Source organism: Salinimicrobium maris, from assembly GCF_049680855.1.
Lineage (GTDB): Bacteria > Bacteroidota > Bacteroidia > Flavobacteriales > Flavobacteriaceae > Salinimicrobium.
The window spans coordinates 71,568-88,177 of the sequence record NZ_JBMPGS010000003.1 but is presented as its reverse complement, the minus strand read 5'-3'; the positions used below and the strand labels follow the sequence as shown (position 1 = coordinate 88,177).

Here is a 16,610-nt window from a genome sequence, read left to right as displayed (position 1 = left end):
ATGAAATTCAACAGGATTGTATGCCTTGATAAAACAAAACTTCAGGATTGGGCACTGGAAGAGCTACAAAAGCTAAGTGAAAAGAAAATTGAATATCATCTGGATTATCCTGAGAGTGATGAGGAGATCTTAAACCGAATAGGAGATGCCGAGGCTGTTCTTGTCTCGTGGCGCACCCAAATTTCTGAAGAAATTATTAAAAAATGCCCCAATCTTAAATACATTGGGATGTGCTGCAGTCTGTATGACGATGCTTCTGCCAACGTACCGGTGAATTTTTCCAGGGAAAGAGGAATTACGGTAAAGGGAATCAGGGACTATGGTGACCCGGGTGTGATTGAATTTGTTATTTCTGAATTGATTCGATTACTGCACGGTTTTGGAGAGCAACAATGGAAGGAAATGCCGCTGGAACTTACGAACAGGAAGATTGGTATCATAGGGCTGGGAACCACAGGACAAATGCTGGCGAAATGCCTGTTACCCTTTGGTGCCGAGCTTTACTACTTTAGCCGCAGCAGGAAGGAAAAATGGGAAGAAAAAGGAGTGAAGTATCTTCCGCTAAAAGAATTGCTTGAAAAGTGTGAGATCATTTCAGTACACCTTCCGAAGAATACAGTGCTTATAAAAGAAGAAGAATTTCGTCATTTTGGACATGAAAAAATTCTTATAAATACATCACTTGGATTGCCATTTCAGGAAAGCGCTTTTGAAGAATGGATCAAGAATGCCTCAAATTATGCCATTTTTGACGGGGATGGGAAAAAAGAATTACCTGCAGACCTTGAAAATAGGTCGAATGTAATTTTTTCAAAGAAAAGCGCGGGATGGTCAGCCGAAACAGAACGGAGACTTTCAGAAAAAGTACTGGAAAATATAAAGAGTTTGTGAAATGCTATTTTTGAATGTTCTCGTTTACGTAAAATGATGGAAGAGAAATGTGAAATCTCACCACCAGCAATCTGATGGTAATTACTGTGAGTGAGGTGGCGATGTAGAGAAAATCCTTATCTAGCCCCAGGTTGTAAAGGATGACGTAAGCCAAGGCACCAATGATACATGCAGTGGCGTAAATTTCTTTTCGAAAGATCACCGGGATCTCATTGCAAAGGATATCTCTAATGACTCCACCAAAAGTTCCTGTCATTGCACCCAGCGCAATTGATACAATGGGATCCAGGCCGTTTTGAACCCCTGTTTCCACACCAGTGATGGTAAAAATTCCCAGTCCAATAGTGTCAAACAGGAAAAGAGATTTGCGAAGATGGTTTAAATATCTCCTGAAGATAATTGCCAGGATGACTGTGATGCCAATAGTATACATATACAATGTTTGTTCCATCCAAATTACCGGTGTACTGCCGGTCAGCACATCTCGTAGCGTACCACCGCCAATGGCCGTTACAAAGCCTATAATAAAAATGCCAAAAATGTCCAGTTTTTTGTGCATCGCCGTTAAAGCGCCTGAAGTTGCAAAGGCAATGGTTCCTAAAAAGTCCAGTAACAGGAATAAAGACATTTCAGTTTCTTTAAAATGAACAGCAAAGTTAATTCTAAAAGTAAGAAAGACAGGTTATTTACGACCTTTTCTTATGAAATTGGTATGATTCTGGAGAAGTAATTAGACACTGCTATTTGTAAATAGTAAAAGTTAATTGCTTTAGCTCTCTAGTGTTATCGAAAGTTATTATTTTTGCACAAAATAAAGTATTACATATTATGGCCGAAAAATTAGAAAGAGTAAAATGCTTAATCATAGGATCTGGTCCTGCGGGATATACGGCAGCCATTTACGCGGCACGTGCAGATATGCATCCCGTGATGTACACGGGGCTTGAACCGGGAGGACAATTAACTACCACTACCGAAGTGGATAATTTTCCCGGATATCCTGAAGGTGTAGACGGCCCTACTATGATGGTACAGCTGCAACAGCAGGCAGAGCGATTTGGAACTGATGTTAGAATAGGAATGGTGACTGCGGTTGATTTTAGCAAAGAAGTTGGAGGCATACATAAAGTTACTGTAGACAATTCTAAAGAACTTGAAGCTGAAACCGTCATTATATCTACCGGTGCAACTGCAAAATACCTGGGTCTTCCAAGTGAACAAAAGTTGAGAGGCGGCGGCGTTTCTGCCTGTGCGGTTTGTGACGGCTTCTTTTATAAGAACCAGGAAGTAGCAATTGTTGGAGGAGGAGATACTGCAGCCGAAGAGGCTACGTATCTTGCAAATATTTGTACGAAGGTAACAATGCTTGTAAGAGGGGATGAAATGCGCGCTTCAAAAGCAATGCAGCACAGGGTAGCAAGTACTAAAAATATTGATTTAAGATATAATACGGAAGTAGAGGAAGTTGTTGGTGACCAAGTGGTTGAAGGTCTTAAAATGATCAACAATAAGACAGGTGAAAAGGAAGAGATCAAAATCACAGGTTTGTTTATTGCTATTGGACATAAGCCGAACACCGAGATTTTCAAAGATCAAATTGAAATGGATCCTACGGGTTATATTATTACCAAAGGTAAATCTACCAAAACCAATGCCCCTGGCGTTTTTGCCAGTGGAGATGTTCAGGATAAAGAGTACCGACAGGCAATTACTGCTGCCGGCACAGGCTGTATGGCAGCCCTTGATGCAGAAAGATATCTTGCCGCTGTTGAAAGCAATGAAGAAGTTACTGCATAAGCCAGATCACACTTAAAAAGATAAAAAAGTCCCGGAATTTCCGGGACTTTTTTTATGCATGGCAAAAGGTTTCACTTTGAGGCTCAAAAAAAATTTTGAATTTTTCAGGTTCTTTTTTCTCTGCCTGTACTGTTACTTCAGTCGTCGATTGATAAGAAGTAAAAGCTGCTAGCGAAACCGGCTCGGGCGTGCTTAAAAAGGCAGAAAACAGGGAAGCTAATAAAGCGTTTAATAAAGTTGCCATTTTCTGTGATTTAATCATTGATTTCTTTTTACAGAAGATGAACTGAAACAATTTTCAATCATGCGAATTTTACATTTTCCCAATGAAAAACGCCTGGTCCCCACGGGCTGTATAATCTCGATGAAAGCCATAATTATTCTTTTTAAGAAGAAAAGACGAAACCATAGTTTCTCCTGAAAAGCCATCGTTGCAATCTACTAGCAATGACAAGGTTTCCAGCTTTCCGGACTGATTAAACCTCGAATTTGAAAAATCCAGGGCTATATTCACTTTTCTGGCAAGCTCCCTGGAAATTTTCAAGAGCTCCTCTTTAGTAGTTTCTGCGGAAATACTTAGTTCAGCCTCCTGTTTGTTTAATAAAAAATGTGTGGCAGAACTATTGACGGAATCTAAAGTATCGCCCTCATCCCATGCATCTTCAGACCCAGGCAGGCTGTCTATTTCTTCCCATTCATCAATGGTGTTTTCCCAAGAATCTTCTTCAATGAAATCTTCATCCACAGGACAATCCGGGCATTCTGTACCATCTTTCGTGATGGTTAAGAAATGCTCTTCCTCCCCGTTATGCAGAATGTCACCATACCAATCTGAATTTCTGTGGTAATAGTAGGTGTTATCATCGGCATACAAAGTGCTGCCAACAGGTAAATACAGGGTTACCACAACTTCCTGATCGCGCCAGTGGTATTGTAATTCTGAAGTCAGGAAGGCATCCAAAATTAACCTGTTGTTTCTGAACTCCATGTTGTATTCTATATTTTCAGCACGTGTTCTGGCTTCTTTTAAATCCTTGCCATCAGCAGATTTCAGGATTTCAATACTACCTACCGAATCTTTAGTAGATTTCACGATTAGCCGCACATCGTCTGCCAATATGATTTTTCGATCATTATCGTCATAATGAATTTTTACTTCTCCATCCTGATATCGTGAAGAGTAATTGGGATGAAACTTCATTTCCACAAACAAGGTATCCTGATCGGTAACGGGTAAATTTTCTGTAACGATCACTTCTCCTTCAAAAGCTCTGTGTGTAGCCTGCTTTATCCCTATGATCGCTGCGCCCATTAGCGCCAGGAGCCAGGCTCCAAAAAGAACCAGCTTTGCAGTAGTTCCAATAGTTTTTGATTTTTTCATTAAGATCTTTAGTCCCAAAATGAACACAAAGAACGCCGGGATTCCAGCCAAAAGAAAAGCTAACAAAGACATTAACCACAGGGGAGCACCTATCGCGGCCATTTCAATATAATCTGTCCAGGGGGCATCAATAATACCAAAAGTGCCAACCGAAAAGAGACCAATGAATAATCCTATTAATAAAGTGCCGGCAAAGAGCAGGAGGATAATTCCAATGAATTTCACGAATATGTTCAGCAGAAAAGAAACTCCTTTTCCTACTGCGGTAGCTGCAGACCCGGCTCCCGTACGAGCTTTATAACCATATTTTTCATAATCAATGTTCTTCACTTTTCCTGAGACATCATCAAACCCTTCTTTAATTTTCCTCTCTATATTGCTCACCGTTACGGGCTCTCCTCTCATTGCAAGTTTATCGGCTGTGGTTTTGGCTTCAGGGATAAATATCCAAAGCGCTACGTAAATAAGAATAAACCCTCCACTCGAGAAAATGCTAAGTAAGATCCAGATTAAACGCATCCAGATGGCGCTTATTCCAAGGTAATGACCCAACCCGGAGGAAACACCGCTTATATAAGAGTTTTCGGTATCGCGAAACAACTGCTTACTAGTTTTAGGTGTCTTATAAGCAGGCTCGTCTTCAAAAATTTCCTCATCGAGCACATAGTCTTCAGGCTGGCCCATGATGGCGATCACCTCTTCAACCTCTTTTATGCCTATAACGTACCGCTCATTTTTACGCTTTTCAGAAAATAATTCAGCAATACGCGCTTCTATATCTGCAATGATTTCATCACTTCCCTGAGTAGACGTTAATGAACGTTTTATCGTATCAAGGTAATGCTGCAGTTTGGCATAAGCATCTTCATCTATGTGGAAGAAAACGCCGGCAAGATTTATATTTACTGTTTTATTCATGACTTTTCTTTTTTTGAGTGGTTACGATGGTTACAGCTGTTTGGAGTTCCTCCCAGGTGGTAGTTAGTTCTTTCAGGAAAATTTTTCCAGTATCTGTGAGACCGTAGTATTTTCTTGGCGGTCCGCTGCTGGATTCCTCCCAACGGTAGGTGAGCAGTCCGGCATTTTTTAGTCTGGTAAGCAAGGGGTAAATAGTTCCCTCCACTACCAGGAGTTTTGCGTCTTTTAATGTTGCCAGGATTTCGGCAACGTAAGCGTCCTCGTCGCGTAATACCGAAAGAATGCAGTATTCCAGAACTCCTTTACGCATTTGCGCTTTTGTATTTTCAATCTTCATAAGGCTTCAATTTGAATGTTGATGTACTGTTCATTTTATGATTGATTTGATGATGAATTCGATATGTTCCTTTTTATACGGGCTCTGTAGCCATTTTTTTGTTTCGTTTGTTTACCTCTTCGGAAGTAGTAATAAAATTTATGGTAATGGGATATTTATAATATTTCGCGTCGCTTGCTTTAACCGTCGCGATTATCACACAGGCCAGTTCAAGTATGAATAATCCTGCCAGTAAAACCGATGCAACTGTAATAACAGTTAGCAAGGGCAAGGCAGCAGAGACAGTTGTTAACCTAATAAGATCATTGGGTATTGAATATTCTCCAATTCCTGAATTAATTCCTGTTATTAAAATACCTGCCAGTGCGCATCCCACTACCAGCACCATATAAAAGAAGATACTTAGTTGAAAATTTAAGGCCTGCTTACCATGATGGTCAATAAGCCGATCCTTCTTTCCAGTGGTCCAGATGATCAAGGGAAAAATGAAATTGCCCAGTGGAATGATATACTTTGAAAAAGTAGAAATGTGTATCAACGCTGCCAATGTTTGATAAGATTTGTTGTTGTGTGATTCCATAACCGAATATTTAGTTATACAAATATATATATAAAAGATAGTAGTGTGCAACACATAGTACCATATAAATTTGTAATTTTTGAAAATTTAACATTTCAAACCAATCATATTTTAGCTACATTTATAGGAATTTAAAATCATCTATGGCTTTAGGAACACGAAAACTGAACACCTTTTTAATGCTAAAACTGCCATCAGCATGGCTTTGTGGCGTAAGAATTAAAGAAATAAGTAGTGATGCCTGTAGAGTAGGAGTGAGGCACCGGTGGATCAATCAAAATCCCTTTAATTCTATGTATTTTGCAGTACAGGCAATGGCTGCTGAATTGAGTACAGGCGCATTGGTTATGAATCGCATTCAGGAAAGCAATAGAAAGATCTCCATGTTGGTCCAGAAGAACAATGCCTCCTTTACCAAAAAAGCTACCGGAAAGATTTCTTTTGAGTGTAAAGATGGAAATTTGATTGAAGACGCTATAAAGGAGAGTTTGGAAACAGGGGAGGGGCAGACTTTCTGGATGAAATCTGTCGGGAGGAATAAAGAAGGAGTGGTCGTATCCACCTTTAATTTTGAATGGACGGTAAAAGTAAAAAATTAACCTAAACATAATATTATGACATCCCACGAAATTGATTACGAAATCTTTGGTGAAGAAATGCAGTATGTGGAACTGGAACTGGACCCTAAAGAAGCAGTCATTGCAGAAGCCGGAAACTTCATGATGATGGATAACGGTATTCAAATGAATACCATTTTTGGAGATGGTTCTGGAAAGGACGAAGGTTTTCTAGGAAAAATTCTTGGCGCGGGGAAAAGACTTCTCACAGGGGAAAGCCTGTTTATGACCATTTTCTCAAATGAAGAGTTGGGAAAGAAAAAAATAAGTTTTGCTTCACCTTATCCCGGAAAAGTAATACCTATAGATCTTACGGAGTTCGGCGGAAAGTTTATCTGTCAAAAAGATGCTTTTCTGTGCGCAGCGAAAGGAGTAGCCATAGGATTGGAATTCAGCCGAAAAATGGGACGTGGGTTTTTTGGAGGAGAAGGTTTTATCATGCAGAAACTTGAGGGAGACGGCCTGGCATTCGTGCATTCGGGAGGTACGACTGCCAAAAAAGTGCTTCAGCCGGGAGAAAAATTAAAGGTAGATACGGGCTGTATTATTGGCTTTACAAAAGAAGTTAATTATGATATTGAATTTGTAGGAGGTATCAAAAACACCCTTTTTGGAGGGGAAGGTCTCTTCTTTGCAACCCTTACAGGACCGGGAACTGTATATGTCCAGTCCCTGCCATTTAGCCGACTTGCAGGCAGAATTCTAGCCGCAGCACCACAAGGCGGTGGTAAAGATAAAGGAGAAGGGAGCATCCTGGGTGGTTTGGGTAATATGATGGATGGAGATAACCGCTTCTAAATTTGTTAAAATGATCATCTTCTTCTTCCAATCAGGAGTTTTTTCTTAAATTGATGAACAAATTAAAAAACTTTCAGCCTATAGGTTATAATATTACCTAAATCTGACTTATCAATTAAAATTGTCAAATTATGGCGAGAGCGATGTTTGAATACACCAAAACTGTCCTTCAAAAGGTAAGTTTCGATGTAACGCTTTTCTGCAAAGAAGTGAAAAAAGCTTTTGAAAGATTACTGCCTTATGAAATTGAGGAATTAAAAGTCTGGATATTAGCTTTGACACAGCAGAATCCTCAACTAAACAAATGTTTAACTTATCTAAATTCTTAAAAAAAGCGGCTGAAAAGCCGCTTTTTTCCTTTTGATTTTTTCTATTTCGAAGAGATAGGACTAATGATCTGCACGTTTTGAAAAGCTATAGCGCCTTTTACAACACCGGAAATAGTACCTCGTAAGGCTTCTATTATTTGAATCTTTAATTCGCTTTTATTGTAGATGAGACTTACTTCTCGAGCGGGAACTGGTTCCTTGAACATGCGAAGGTTCTGCTTTTCTCCATCTTTTATATCAAGCGTGTGAAGGTAAGGAAGCAAAGTCATTCCCAAACCTTCATTGGCAAGTTTTACCATGGTCTCAAAACTACCGCTTTCCAGTTGGAAGCGGTCTTCTTCATAGGTTCTGGTGGATTTGCATAAGTTAAGTATGCCCTCTTTGAAACAATGTCCATCTTCCAGAAGTAAAATATCTTCAAGATCCAAATCATTCACTTCTAATTTCTCTTGAGAATGCAGGCGATGGCCTGATGGAATATATCCCACAAAAGGTTCATAGTAAAGCGGCTGTTCTTTAATGTTGTCCATTTTCAGGGGAGTGGCTGCAATCCCGGCATCTAAATGCCCGTCTTTCAATTTTTCCATCATGGCTTCTGTATGAAGCTCTTCTATTTTTAATTTTACTTTGGGATATTTCCTGATGAAATTGGTGAGGAACATTGGTAGTAGAGTGGGCATAACCGTGGGGATAATCCCCAGGCGGAAAAGACCGCCTACAAATCCCTTTTGTTGATCTACAATATCCTTAATCCTGTCGCTTTCGTTAACTATATTCCTGGCCTGCTGTACAATTTTTTTACCCGTTTCGGTAAGTTCAATAGGCTTTTTACTTCTGTCAAAAATCAATACATCCAATTCATCTTCCAGCTTTTGAATTTGCATACTCAAAGTGGGTTGAGTGACAAAAACCTTTTGAGCAGCTTTGGTGAAATTCTGGTGTTCTGCAACTGCCAGGACGTAATGCAACTGTGTAATAGTCATAATTATGAGGCTTAATTTACATTGGCAAAGGTATTGTTTTTTTCTATGAAAATAACAAGTTGTGCATAGAGCTAACAATAGTTTTCGCAGACAGAGATTCAAAAATGATCTTTTTGGATGCCAGGTATAGCTATTATGAAAAAACGCCGCTCCCAAAGAGGGGCGACGTTTCCTTTTAAATAAATTTTCAAGTAGAAAAATCTGTAAAAATGCGTGAGTCTATTGATTCACAATGGAATTTAAAGTGGCACTTGGTCTCATTGCATTACTGGTTTTTTCTTCATTCGGCTGGTAATACCCACCAATATCTACCGGAGATCCTTGTGCAGCATTTAACTCTTCAATGATTGTGCTTTCATTCTTTTTAAGTTCTTCGGCAATGGCTGTAAAATGTTCTTTTAATTCAGCATCCTTCGATTGTTCTGCCAAAGCTTCTGCCCAATAAAGCGCCAGGTAAAAATGACTTCCGCGGTTATCCAGTTCATTCACTTTTCGCGAAGGAGATTTGTCATTTTCAAGGAATTTCTCTGTAGCGGTATCTAGGGCTTCAGAGAGGACCACAGCTTTTTTATTGTTATACTTACTACCTATGTGCTCGAGTGAAACAGCCAGGGCTAAAAATTCTCCAAGGGAGTCCCACCTTAAATGGCCTTCCTCTACGAATTGTTGTACGTGTTTTGGGGCAGAGCCACCTGCACCGGTTTCGAACAAACCGCCGCCATTCATTAGCGGAACGATGGAAAGCATTTTTGCACTGGTTCCCAATTCAAGGATTGGAAAAAGATCTGTAAGATAATCCCGTAGTACATTTCCGGTTACTGATATGGTATCTTCCCCATTCTTTACTCTTTCAAGGGTGAATTGCGTTGCCTCATCAGGAGTCATGATTCTTATATCAAGGCCGCTAGTGTCATGCTGAGGTAAATATTTATTTACCTTTTCAATAATTTGTGCATCGTGTGCCCTGTTTTTGTCAAGCCAAAAGATGGTGGGCCAGCCTGTCGCTCTTGCGCGATTCACTGCTAGCTTCACCCAATCCTGAACCGGTGCATCTTTAGTTTGACACATCCTCCAGATGTCTCCTTCTTCTACTTCATGTTCCATAAGAACTTTTCCTTCAGAATCTTTTACCTGGACGGTTCCTGCTTCAGAAATTTCAAAAGTTTTATCATGAGAACCGTACTCTTCGGCCTTTTGAGCCATAAGCCCTACATTTGGGACAGTTCCCATAGTTGTAGGATCAAAAGCACCATTCTTCTTACAGAACTCAATAGTAGTTTGGTATACCCCGGCATAGCTGCTATCAGGAATGATGGCTTTTGCATCCTGCGGATTGCCATCTGCATTCCACATTTTTCCTGAAGTTCTGATCATTGCAGGCATAGAAGCGTCAATAATCACATCACTTGGGACGTGAAGGTTGGTAATTCCTTTATCAGAATTTACCATTGCAATATCGGGACCTTCTTCCAAAGCCTTCTTAATATCTGCTTCAATGGCGTTTTTCTTGTCATCCGGAAGATTTTGAATCGCACTTAATACATCCCCTAAACCGCTGTTCGGGTCTGCACCGGCTTTTTTAAGGTCATTTTCATATTGAGTGAAAACATTTTTAAAAAATGCTTTTACGGCATGCCCAAAGATAACAGGATCAGATACCTTCATCATAGTAGCCTTCATGTGCAGGGAGAAAAGAACCCCTTTTTCTTTGGCGTCTTTTACCTGCTCTTCAAGAAAAGCGAGTAAAGCTTTTTTACTCATAAAGGTAGCATCAATGATTTCCCCTTCTAATAGGTGCAGGTCCTTCCGAAGTACCTTAATATTACCAGAATTACCTTTTAATTCTATACTCACATTTCCTTCTTTGGAAACGGTAACAGACTTTTCATTAGAATAGAAGTCTCCATTTCCCATGGTAGCAACGTGGCTTTGAGAGTCTGAACTCCATTCGCCCATAGAATGTGGGTTCTTTTTAGCGTAATTCTTAACGGCTTTTGGTGCACGTCGATCTGAATTTCCTTCTCTAAGAACAGGATTCACTGCACTACCTTTAACCTTGTCATATTTTGCTTTGATCTCTTTTTCTGTATCATTTTCCGGCTCATCGGGATAATTAGGAAGATCATATCCTTTTTGTTGTAATTCAGAGATAGCGGCTTTAAGCTGCGGAACCGAGGCACTGATGTTTGGAAGTTTTATAATATTAGCTTCAGGTCTTTTTGCCAATTCTCCAAGTTCGGCAAGTGCATCATTTACTTTTTGACCTTCATTAAGTTTCTTCGGAAATTGGGAAAGAATTCTTCCTGCAAGGGAAATATCCTTTGTCTCCAGGTCAACATTGGCAGGTTTGGTGAATGCCTGTACAATAGGTAGGAAAGAAAAAGTGGCTAAAGCGGGAGCTTCATCTGTTTGGGTATAAATAATCTTTGAGGTTTGTGTCATTATATATTTAAATTTTAGGTAATACTTCGCAATTTAGCATTTTAATACTTTTTTTCATAGGCAAATCAATCAAATGGCGGTAGCGTATGAGCACAAAAAAGCCATTTCACTATAAAAAATAATGAAATGGCTCCTGTTGAAATAACACTTTATCGCTGAATATTTTACATTCCTAATAAGACTTTTCATCGTCTTAAACGTGTGTTATTTCATTTTGAAGTAATTTTTTTTCAGGAATCTGAAATTGAATTGCTTCAAAAACGTTTTTATCGAATTAAACCATCCATGTACGATCATGATGTTATTTAAAATGATAAAAACTATGTAAAGAATTATACTTTACACTGGAATCTTAAAAGGAAAATTCCTTGTGACATTTTCTGCTTTTAAAATTCTATATATAAAAATAAGGAAGAACTTTTAATACTCCAAATTATTTGTAGTCAATGTATTACAAAAAAAATGATAAAGTTGAACGAAAACAAAAAGCCCTGTAGAAACACAGGGCTTTGGAGTAATGATAAAAAAAATTTTATCTTCTTGCTTCTTTAATTCTTGCCTTTTTACCGGTAAGTTCTCTAAAGTAGTAGATTCTTGCTCTACGTACTTTACCTCTTTTATTAACTTCAATTTTTTGAAGTGCCGGAAGGTTTAAAGGGAAAATACGTTCAACTCCAACAGTACCACTCATTTTTCTAATGGTAAAAGTTTGAGATGCTCCTGTACCTCTCATTTGAATTACAACACCGCGAAAGAACTGGGTACGCGTTTTAGCGCCCTCTGTAATTTCATAATAAACAGTAATTGTGTCTCCTGCAGAAAATTCAGGGAAATCTTTTTTCGTTACAAATTCGTCTTGTACAAATTTAACTAAGGATTCCATAAGTAATGGTTTAAAATATAAAGTCTAAAACAACATCCACGGTTTTCGCCAGAGGTTAATTTAGAAACGAGTGCAAAATTAAAAAATAAAATAATATAAAAAACAGAAAGAATCGAAAAATTTACTGTTACTCATCAAGTAAATCGGGACGTAATTGCTTTGTACGTTCATAAGCCTGCTCTTCCCGCCATTCTTCGATCTTCGGAAAATTTCCGGATGTTAAGATTTCAGGAACTTTCCATCCTTTATATTCCGCAGGACGAGTGTAAATTGGTGGTGCCAACAAATTATCCTGAAATGAATCTGTGAGCGCTGAAGTTTCATTTCCTAAAACTCCGGGAATTAAACGTATTACTGCGTCGCAAAGAATAGCAGCGCCCATCTCTCCACCTGAAAGCACATAATCGCCTACCGAAATTTCCCTGGTGATGAAATGTTCCCTTACCCGCTGGTCTACGCCTTTATAATGTCCGCAAAGAATGATGATATTCTCCTTTAAAGAAATTTGATTGGCAATGCCCTGTTTCAGCGTTTCGCCATCGGGAGTCATGTAGATCACTTCATCATAATCCCGCTCCGCTTTAAGTCTGGAAATGCACTTATCTATAGGTTCGATCATCATTACCATTCCTGCACCGCCGCCAAACTGGTAATCGTCAATTTGTTTGTAATTATCTGTTACATAATCGCGCAAATTGTGCAGGTGTATTTCAACCAGCCCTTTATCAATGGCCCTTTTTAAAATGGAGGCTTCAAACGGACTTTTTAGCAGGTCTGGGACTACTGTAATTATATCAATGCGCATAATTCTAAATGTTTATTCTGAAGTTTAAGAAGAACTTCAGTGGAGGCGCAAAAATAGCATTTTAGAATGTCTTTCTGGAGGATCTTTTTCAGCTTCCTTAAAAGGATTTATTTGGCAACTTTCATGTGCTTGTTACGCTCATCCTGAAGCATCCTGCCCATGCGCTGTTCTTTTTCAAGGGCCTTGGCTCTATAGGCTTCAAATTCTTTTTCAGTTTCAATTAATTTTTTCCGGGATTCCTTTGTTTTAGAATTGCTGCTTTTAAAACGTGCAAGCAGCAGGATAACGGTGAGAACAAGAACACCCACGATTCCCCACATTAAAGTAGAATAAGTGGCTTTGCTGAAAGGAATTCCCAAAAAGCTTATAGCGTCCTTTTCTGCAGTAACTTCAGTAAGCTGCCCTTCCACATTTGCCAAGTCTGCCTTGAGCTTTTTAATCGTTTCCTTTTGGGTCTGCAAAGAAACTTCATTTGCGGTGATCTCATTTTTGAGCTCTCCTATGTAGTCTTCGGTTTTGTTCTGTAAATCTGTCAATTCACCAAAATCCACCACTTTATATCCTTTGAAATTATTTGAGCTTTCAATTAAATCTGAAAACTCCTCATCAATAGGATTAGTTGTTTGCGCATACCCGCTCGTCGCCATTAACACCAAAGAAAGAGTGTAAAAAATGTGCTTTTTCATAGATCAATTTTTTTTCGTGGTTATTCTTTACCACAACGAACCACATGAGAGCTTATTGCCAAGGAGTAAAATATTCTTGGAACTTGAAGAAAACAGGCTGTCTTAAATAAAGATAAACGCTGGTCTAAACCTACTTCAAATTTTTTTGATTCTAATAAAATCATATATCAATCCTTTGAAATAGCTTCCAAACCTTAACCATACTTTAGACAGCCTATGAATTCTAATAGTAAGTAAATCTTCGCACCTTTGCGATATATTTTGCCAGACGTATTACCTGATGACTATACCCGTATTCGTTATCGTACCATACATATAAGATTACTTTTTTTCCATCTTCAGAAACGATGGTGGCTTTGCTGTCATAAATAGAAGGCTGCGCTGAGCCTACAATGTCGCTGGAAACAAGTTCATTGTCTAGTGAGTATTTAATTTGTTCCACCAGGTTCCCTTCCAGAGCATATTTCTTCATAATAGTATTGACCCCTTCTTTTGAAGTGGGGTTTTCTACTTCAAGGTGCAGGATCGCGAGGGAACCATTGGGAACGGGTACGCGAATAGCATTGGAGGTGAGTTTTCCTTCAAAAGAAGGAAGTGCTTTCGTAACAGCTTTTCCGGCTCCAGTTTCGGTGATGACCATATTTAACGCAGCGGCACGTCCCCTTCGGTATTTATTATGCATATTGTCGACCAGGTTTTGGTCATTGGTATACGCATGAATAGTTTCAAGGTGACCATGAACTACTCCCAAAGAATCTTCCATGGCTTTGAGTACGGGAGTGATAGCATTTGTAGTACAGGAAGCTGCTGAAAAGATTGAAACTTCATTAGGATTGTACTCCAAATGATTCACACCATGAACTATATTTGGTACCCCTTTTCCAGGGGCAGTTAAAAGTACTTTAGTAGCACCTTTTGAGGAAAGATGACGTTTTAATGCTTCTTGGTCTCTAAAAGCACCGGTGTTGTCAATGATAAGGGCATCTTCAATCCCATACTGAGTGTAATCTATTTCCTCAGGACTGTCTGCAGAGATCATGTGAACGGTCGTACCGTTAATTACAAGGCAACTTTTTTGGACATTAATGGAAACAATTCCCGAAAAATCTCCATGTACAGAGTCATTTTTGAGTAGTGAAGCTCTCTTTTCAAGCACAGTGGCATCAATTTTTCCGCGGGTAACGATTGCCCTTAATCGCAACTGACTGCCCTTACCGGTTCGTGCCATTAATTCACGGGCCAGGAGTCGTCCTATTCTTCCAAAGCCATAAAGAACCACGTCTTTTGGCACCACTTCTTCAACTTTTCTTGCATCTCTTAATTTGTCTGAAACAAAAGCGGTGGCATTGGAATGTTGCTGATCTTCCAGGTGATATTCGTAAGTAAGTTTTCCTATATCCAGTTTGGCAGGCGGGAAATCAAGCGTTTTAATGGCGTGTGCAATTTCCACAGAATCAAAGATGGAAATGGGCTTTTGAACAAATTCGCCTGCATATTCATGAAGGTTAAGAATGTCACTAACATTCCTGTCTATTAATTGGTTTCTGAAAAGTACCAGCTCAATGGACTTGTCATACCAGAGATCACTGATGATTTTAATAAACTCTACAGCTGCGCGCCTTCGGTCTGCTTGAAAAGCTAATTCCTTTTCGTAAACTTCGTTTGTACTCATGTTGTGGTTGTGTGTTCGTTTTTAAAGTGCTGCAAAAATATATATTTCAAACGTTTTCGTAAAAATAATTTTGCACAAAAAAACCTGCCGAATTACAGGCAGGTTTTTGTTCTAATTGATAACAATTATTATCTCCAGACATATTTTTGCTTCTCTCCGTTTGGCGCTACAAAAGTGACGCTAATAGGTTCAGAACTGTCTTTGCTGTTAATAATGTTCTTGACATCATCAATGTTTCTTACCGGTTTGTTGTCAATTTCGGTAATAATAGTTCCGGCGAGTTTTTCAGATTCCATTTGAGGGGTAAGACCGCGGGTGATCTTAACTCCATATTTTACGTTGTTCTTTTTTAGATCGCTTTCATTGGCATTTTCGACTTCAAGGCCAATTGCCTGGATAGGAAAAGTAAGGTATTCGGAAAGGCGAACCTTAAGCGCCTTTTGTTCTCCATCTCGAAGCACGTTCACCTGTACAACATCCCCGGGCCTCTTTGAACTAATATAGCCAGTAAGGTCAGAAAATTTTCGGATGTTCACTTCGTCAATCTGTCGAATTACATCTCCCGGTTCAATTCCTCCTTTGTCGGCACCGCTGCCGCTTTCGACTTCGCTTACGAAAACCCCTTCTGAAATAGCATTTCCTAGTTCCCGTACATTTGCAGGTTCAGTCCCCCTAATTCCTAAAATTCCCTGTTGTACATTTCCGAATTCAAGAATATCTTCTACAATTTTTCTTGCGTTGTTTGAAGGAACTGCAAAGGCATAGCCTACATAACTTCCTGTCTGGGAGGTAATGGCGGTGTTGATGCCAATTAATTCTCCTTTGGTGTTTACAAGAGCTCCTCCACTATTCCCCGGGTTTACGGCGGCATCTGTCTGGATAAAGGATGAGACGTTTCTATCCATTCCCAAATCACGGGATTTGGCGCTTATAATTCCCGCAGTAACAGTAGAGGTAAGGTTAAATGGGTTTCCTACAGCTAGTACCCATTCACCAATTTGTGCATTGTTTGAATCTCCAAAAGGTAAATACTCGAGATCATCGGCATCAATTTTTATCAGCGCGATGTCAGTTTTTGGATCGGTTCCAATAACTTCAGCTTCATAATTTTTGTTATTGTTAAGAGTAACCTGCAGTTTATTTGCTTTTTGTATCACATGATTGTTCGTCACGATGTACCCATCTGGAGAGATAATTACCCCCGAGCCGGCACCTTGTAAAGCTATCCCGTCTTTACTGCCATAAAAAGGGGAACGCGTAATTGCTAGATTTTTAACGTGCACTACGGCGTGAACGGTTTTCTTTGCTGCTTCTGTGAAATCTACGTTGGTGCTGCTAACGTTGTTTGAGAAGTTTGTGGGAATATATTCGGGTAGGCTGGTCCTTTCATGTGTGAAATTTTCACCTTCCTCAAAAAAAATCTTATAACTACCCAAAGTAAGCACTCCGGCAAGAATAGAAACAAATAGTAATGTTGCTAATTTTTTCATA

17 protein-coding genes are annotated in these 16,610 nt (G+C 39.3%); 5 read left to right on the top strand and 12 right to left on the bottom strand.

Annotation, left to right across the window (positions count from 1 at the left end):
• Positions 1-891 carry a D-isomer specific 2-hydroxyacid dehydrogenase family protein gene (locus ACOV1Q_RS10800; RefSeq protein ID WP_424494408.1) on the top strand — a complete coding sequence of 297 codons (891 nt, stop codon included), beginning with the start codon at positions 1-3 and terminating at the stop codon, positions 889-891.
• Between the two features lie 4 nt (positions 892-895).
• On the opposite strand, the gene ACOV1Q_RS10795 is transcribed toward ACOV1Q_RS10800, so the two are convergent.
• Entirely contained in the window at positions 896-1,519 is a 624-nt protein-coding gene (locus ACOV1Q_RS10795) for a trimeric intracellular cation channel family protein (protein WP_424494407.1), read from the bottom strand.
• Between the two features lie 200 nt (positions 1,520-1,719).
• On the opposite strand from ACOV1Q_RS10795, the gene trxB reads away from it, so the two are divergent.
• The gene (gene trxB, locus ACOV1Q_RS10790; RefSeq protein ID WP_424494406.1) at positions 1,720-2,688 is read left to right on the top strand and encodes a thioredoxin-disulfide reductase; all 969 of its coding nucleotides are present in this window, start codon (positions 1,720-1,722) and stop codon (positions 2,686-2,688) included.
• Positions 2,689-2,740: 52 nt separating this feature from the next.
• Here the strand turns inward: trxB and ACOV1Q_RS10785 are convergent, their stop codons facing one another.
• The 4 genes from ACOV1Q_RS10785 to ACOV1Q_RS10770 all read right to left on the bottom strand — a co-directional run bounded on the left by ACOV1Q_RS10785 (position 2,741) and on the right by ACOV1Q_RS10770 (position 5,904).
• The gene (locus ACOV1Q_RS10785) at positions 2,741-2,932 is read right to left on the bottom strand and encodes a hypothetical protein (RefSeq protein ID WP_424494405.1); all 192 of its coding nucleotides are present in this window, start codon (positions 2,930-2,932) and stop codon (positions 2,741-2,743) included.
• Positions 2,933-3,001: 69 nt separating this feature from the next.
• A complete protein-coding gene (locus tag ACOV1Q_RS10780; RefSeq protein ID WP_424494404.1) occupies positions 3,002-4,987 on the bottom strand; it encodes a PspC domain-containing protein in 1,986 nt (661 codons plus the stop codon).
• Positions 4,980-5,324, bottom strand: a complete 345-nt coding sequence (locus tag ACOV1Q_RS10775; RefSeq protein ID WP_424494403.1) for a PadR family transcriptional regulator — start codon at positions 5,322-5,324, stop codon at positions 4,980-4,982. The genes ACOV1Q_RS10780 and ACOV1Q_RS10775 overlap by 8 nt, the downstream gene beginning before the upstream one ends.
• Positions 5,325-5,397: 73 nt before the next feature.
• Entirely contained in the window at positions 5,398-5,904 is a 507-nt protein-coding gene (locus ACOV1Q_RS10770) for a DUF4870 domain-containing protein (protein WP_424494402.1), read from the bottom strand.
• A 143-nt stretch (positions 5,905-6,047) separates the two neighbouring features.
• On the opposite strand from ACOV1Q_RS10770, the gene ACOV1Q_RS10765 reads away from it, so the two are divergent.
• The 3 genes from ACOV1Q_RS10765 to ACOV1Q_RS10755 all read left to right on the top strand — a co-directional run bounded on the left by ACOV1Q_RS10765 (position 6,048) and on the right by ACOV1Q_RS10755 (position 7,648).
• Positions 6,048-6,503 carry a DUF4442 domain-containing protein gene (locus ACOV1Q_RS10765; RefSeq protein WP_424494401.1) on the top strand — a complete coding sequence of 152 codons (456 nt, stop codon included), beginning with the start codon at positions 6,048-6,050 and terminating at the stop codon, positions 6,501-6,503.
• A gap of 15 nt (positions 6,504-6,518) precedes the next feature.
• A complete protein-coding gene (locus tag ACOV1Q_RS10760; RefSeq protein ID WP_424494400.1) occupies positions 6,519-7,319 on the top strand; it encodes a TIGR00266 family protein in 801 nt (266 codons plus the stop codon).
• Positions 7,320-7,450: 131 nt separating this feature from the next.
• Positions 7,451-7,648: a hypothetical protein gene (locus ACOV1Q_RS10755; RefSeq protein ID WP_424494399.1), complete on the top strand. Its 198-nt coding sequence runs from the start codon at positions 7,451-7,453 to the stop codon at positions 7,646-7,648.
• Between the two features lie 41 nt (positions 7,649-7,689).
• Here ACOV1Q_RS10755 and ACOV1Q_RS10750 read toward each other — a convergent pair whose 3' ends face one another.
• The 7 genes from ACOV1Q_RS10750 to ACOV1Q_RS10720 all read right to left on the bottom strand — a co-directional run bounded on the left by ACOV1Q_RS10750 (position 7,690) and on the right by ACOV1Q_RS10720 (position 16,609).
• Entirely contained in the window at positions 7,690-8,631 is a 942-nt protein-coding gene (locus tag ACOV1Q_RS10750; RefSeq protein ID WP_424494398.1) for a LysR family transcriptional regulator, read from the bottom strand.
• Positions 8,632-8,850: 219 nt separating this feature from the next.
• Complete coding sequence (locus ACOV1Q_RS10745) at positions 8,851-11,073, bottom strand: NADP-dependent isocitrate dehydrogenase (protein ID WP_424494397.1); 2,223 nt, start codon at positions 11,071-11,073, stop codon at positions 8,851-8,853.
• 532 nt (positions 11,074-11,605) lie between these two features.
• Positions 11,606-11,956 carry a 50S ribosomal protein L19 gene (gene rplS / locus ACOV1Q_RS10740; protein WP_424494396.1) on the bottom strand — a complete coding sequence of 117 codons (351 nt, stop codon included), beginning with the start codon at positions 11,954-11,956 and terminating at the stop codon, positions 11,606-11,608.
• A 127-nt stretch (positions 11,957-12,083) separates the two neighbouring features.
• The gene (gene trmD, locus ACOV1Q_RS10735; protein WP_424494395.1) at positions 12,084-12,761 is read right to left on the bottom strand and encodes a tRNA (guanosine(37)-N1)-methyltransferase TrmD; all 678 of its coding nucleotides are present in this window, start codon (positions 12,759-12,761) and stop codon (positions 12,084-12,086) included.
• Between the two features lie 107 nt (positions 12,762-12,868).
• Complete coding sequence (locus tag ACOV1Q_RS10730) at positions 12,869-13,447, bottom strand: hypothetical protein (RefSeq protein WP_424494394.1); 579 nt, start codon at positions 13,445-13,447, stop codon at positions 12,869-12,871.
• A gap of 223 nt (positions 13,448-13,670) precedes the next feature.
• The gene (locus tag ACOV1Q_RS10725) at positions 13,671-15,119 is read right to left on the bottom strand and encodes a glyceraldehyde-3-phosphate dehydrogenase (protein WP_424494393.1); all 1,449 of its coding nucleotides are present in this window, start codon (positions 15,117-15,119) and stop codon (positions 13,671-13,673) included.
• A 128-nt stretch (positions 15,120-15,247) separates the two neighbouring features.
• Positions 15,248-16,609 carry a S1C family serine protease gene (locus tag ACOV1Q_RS10720; RefSeq protein ID WP_424494392.1) on the bottom strand — a complete coding sequence of 454 codons (1,362 nt, stop codon included), beginning with the start codon at positions 16,607-16,609 and terminating at the stop codon, positions 15,248-15,250.
• Position 16,610: the final 1 nt, after the last annotated feature.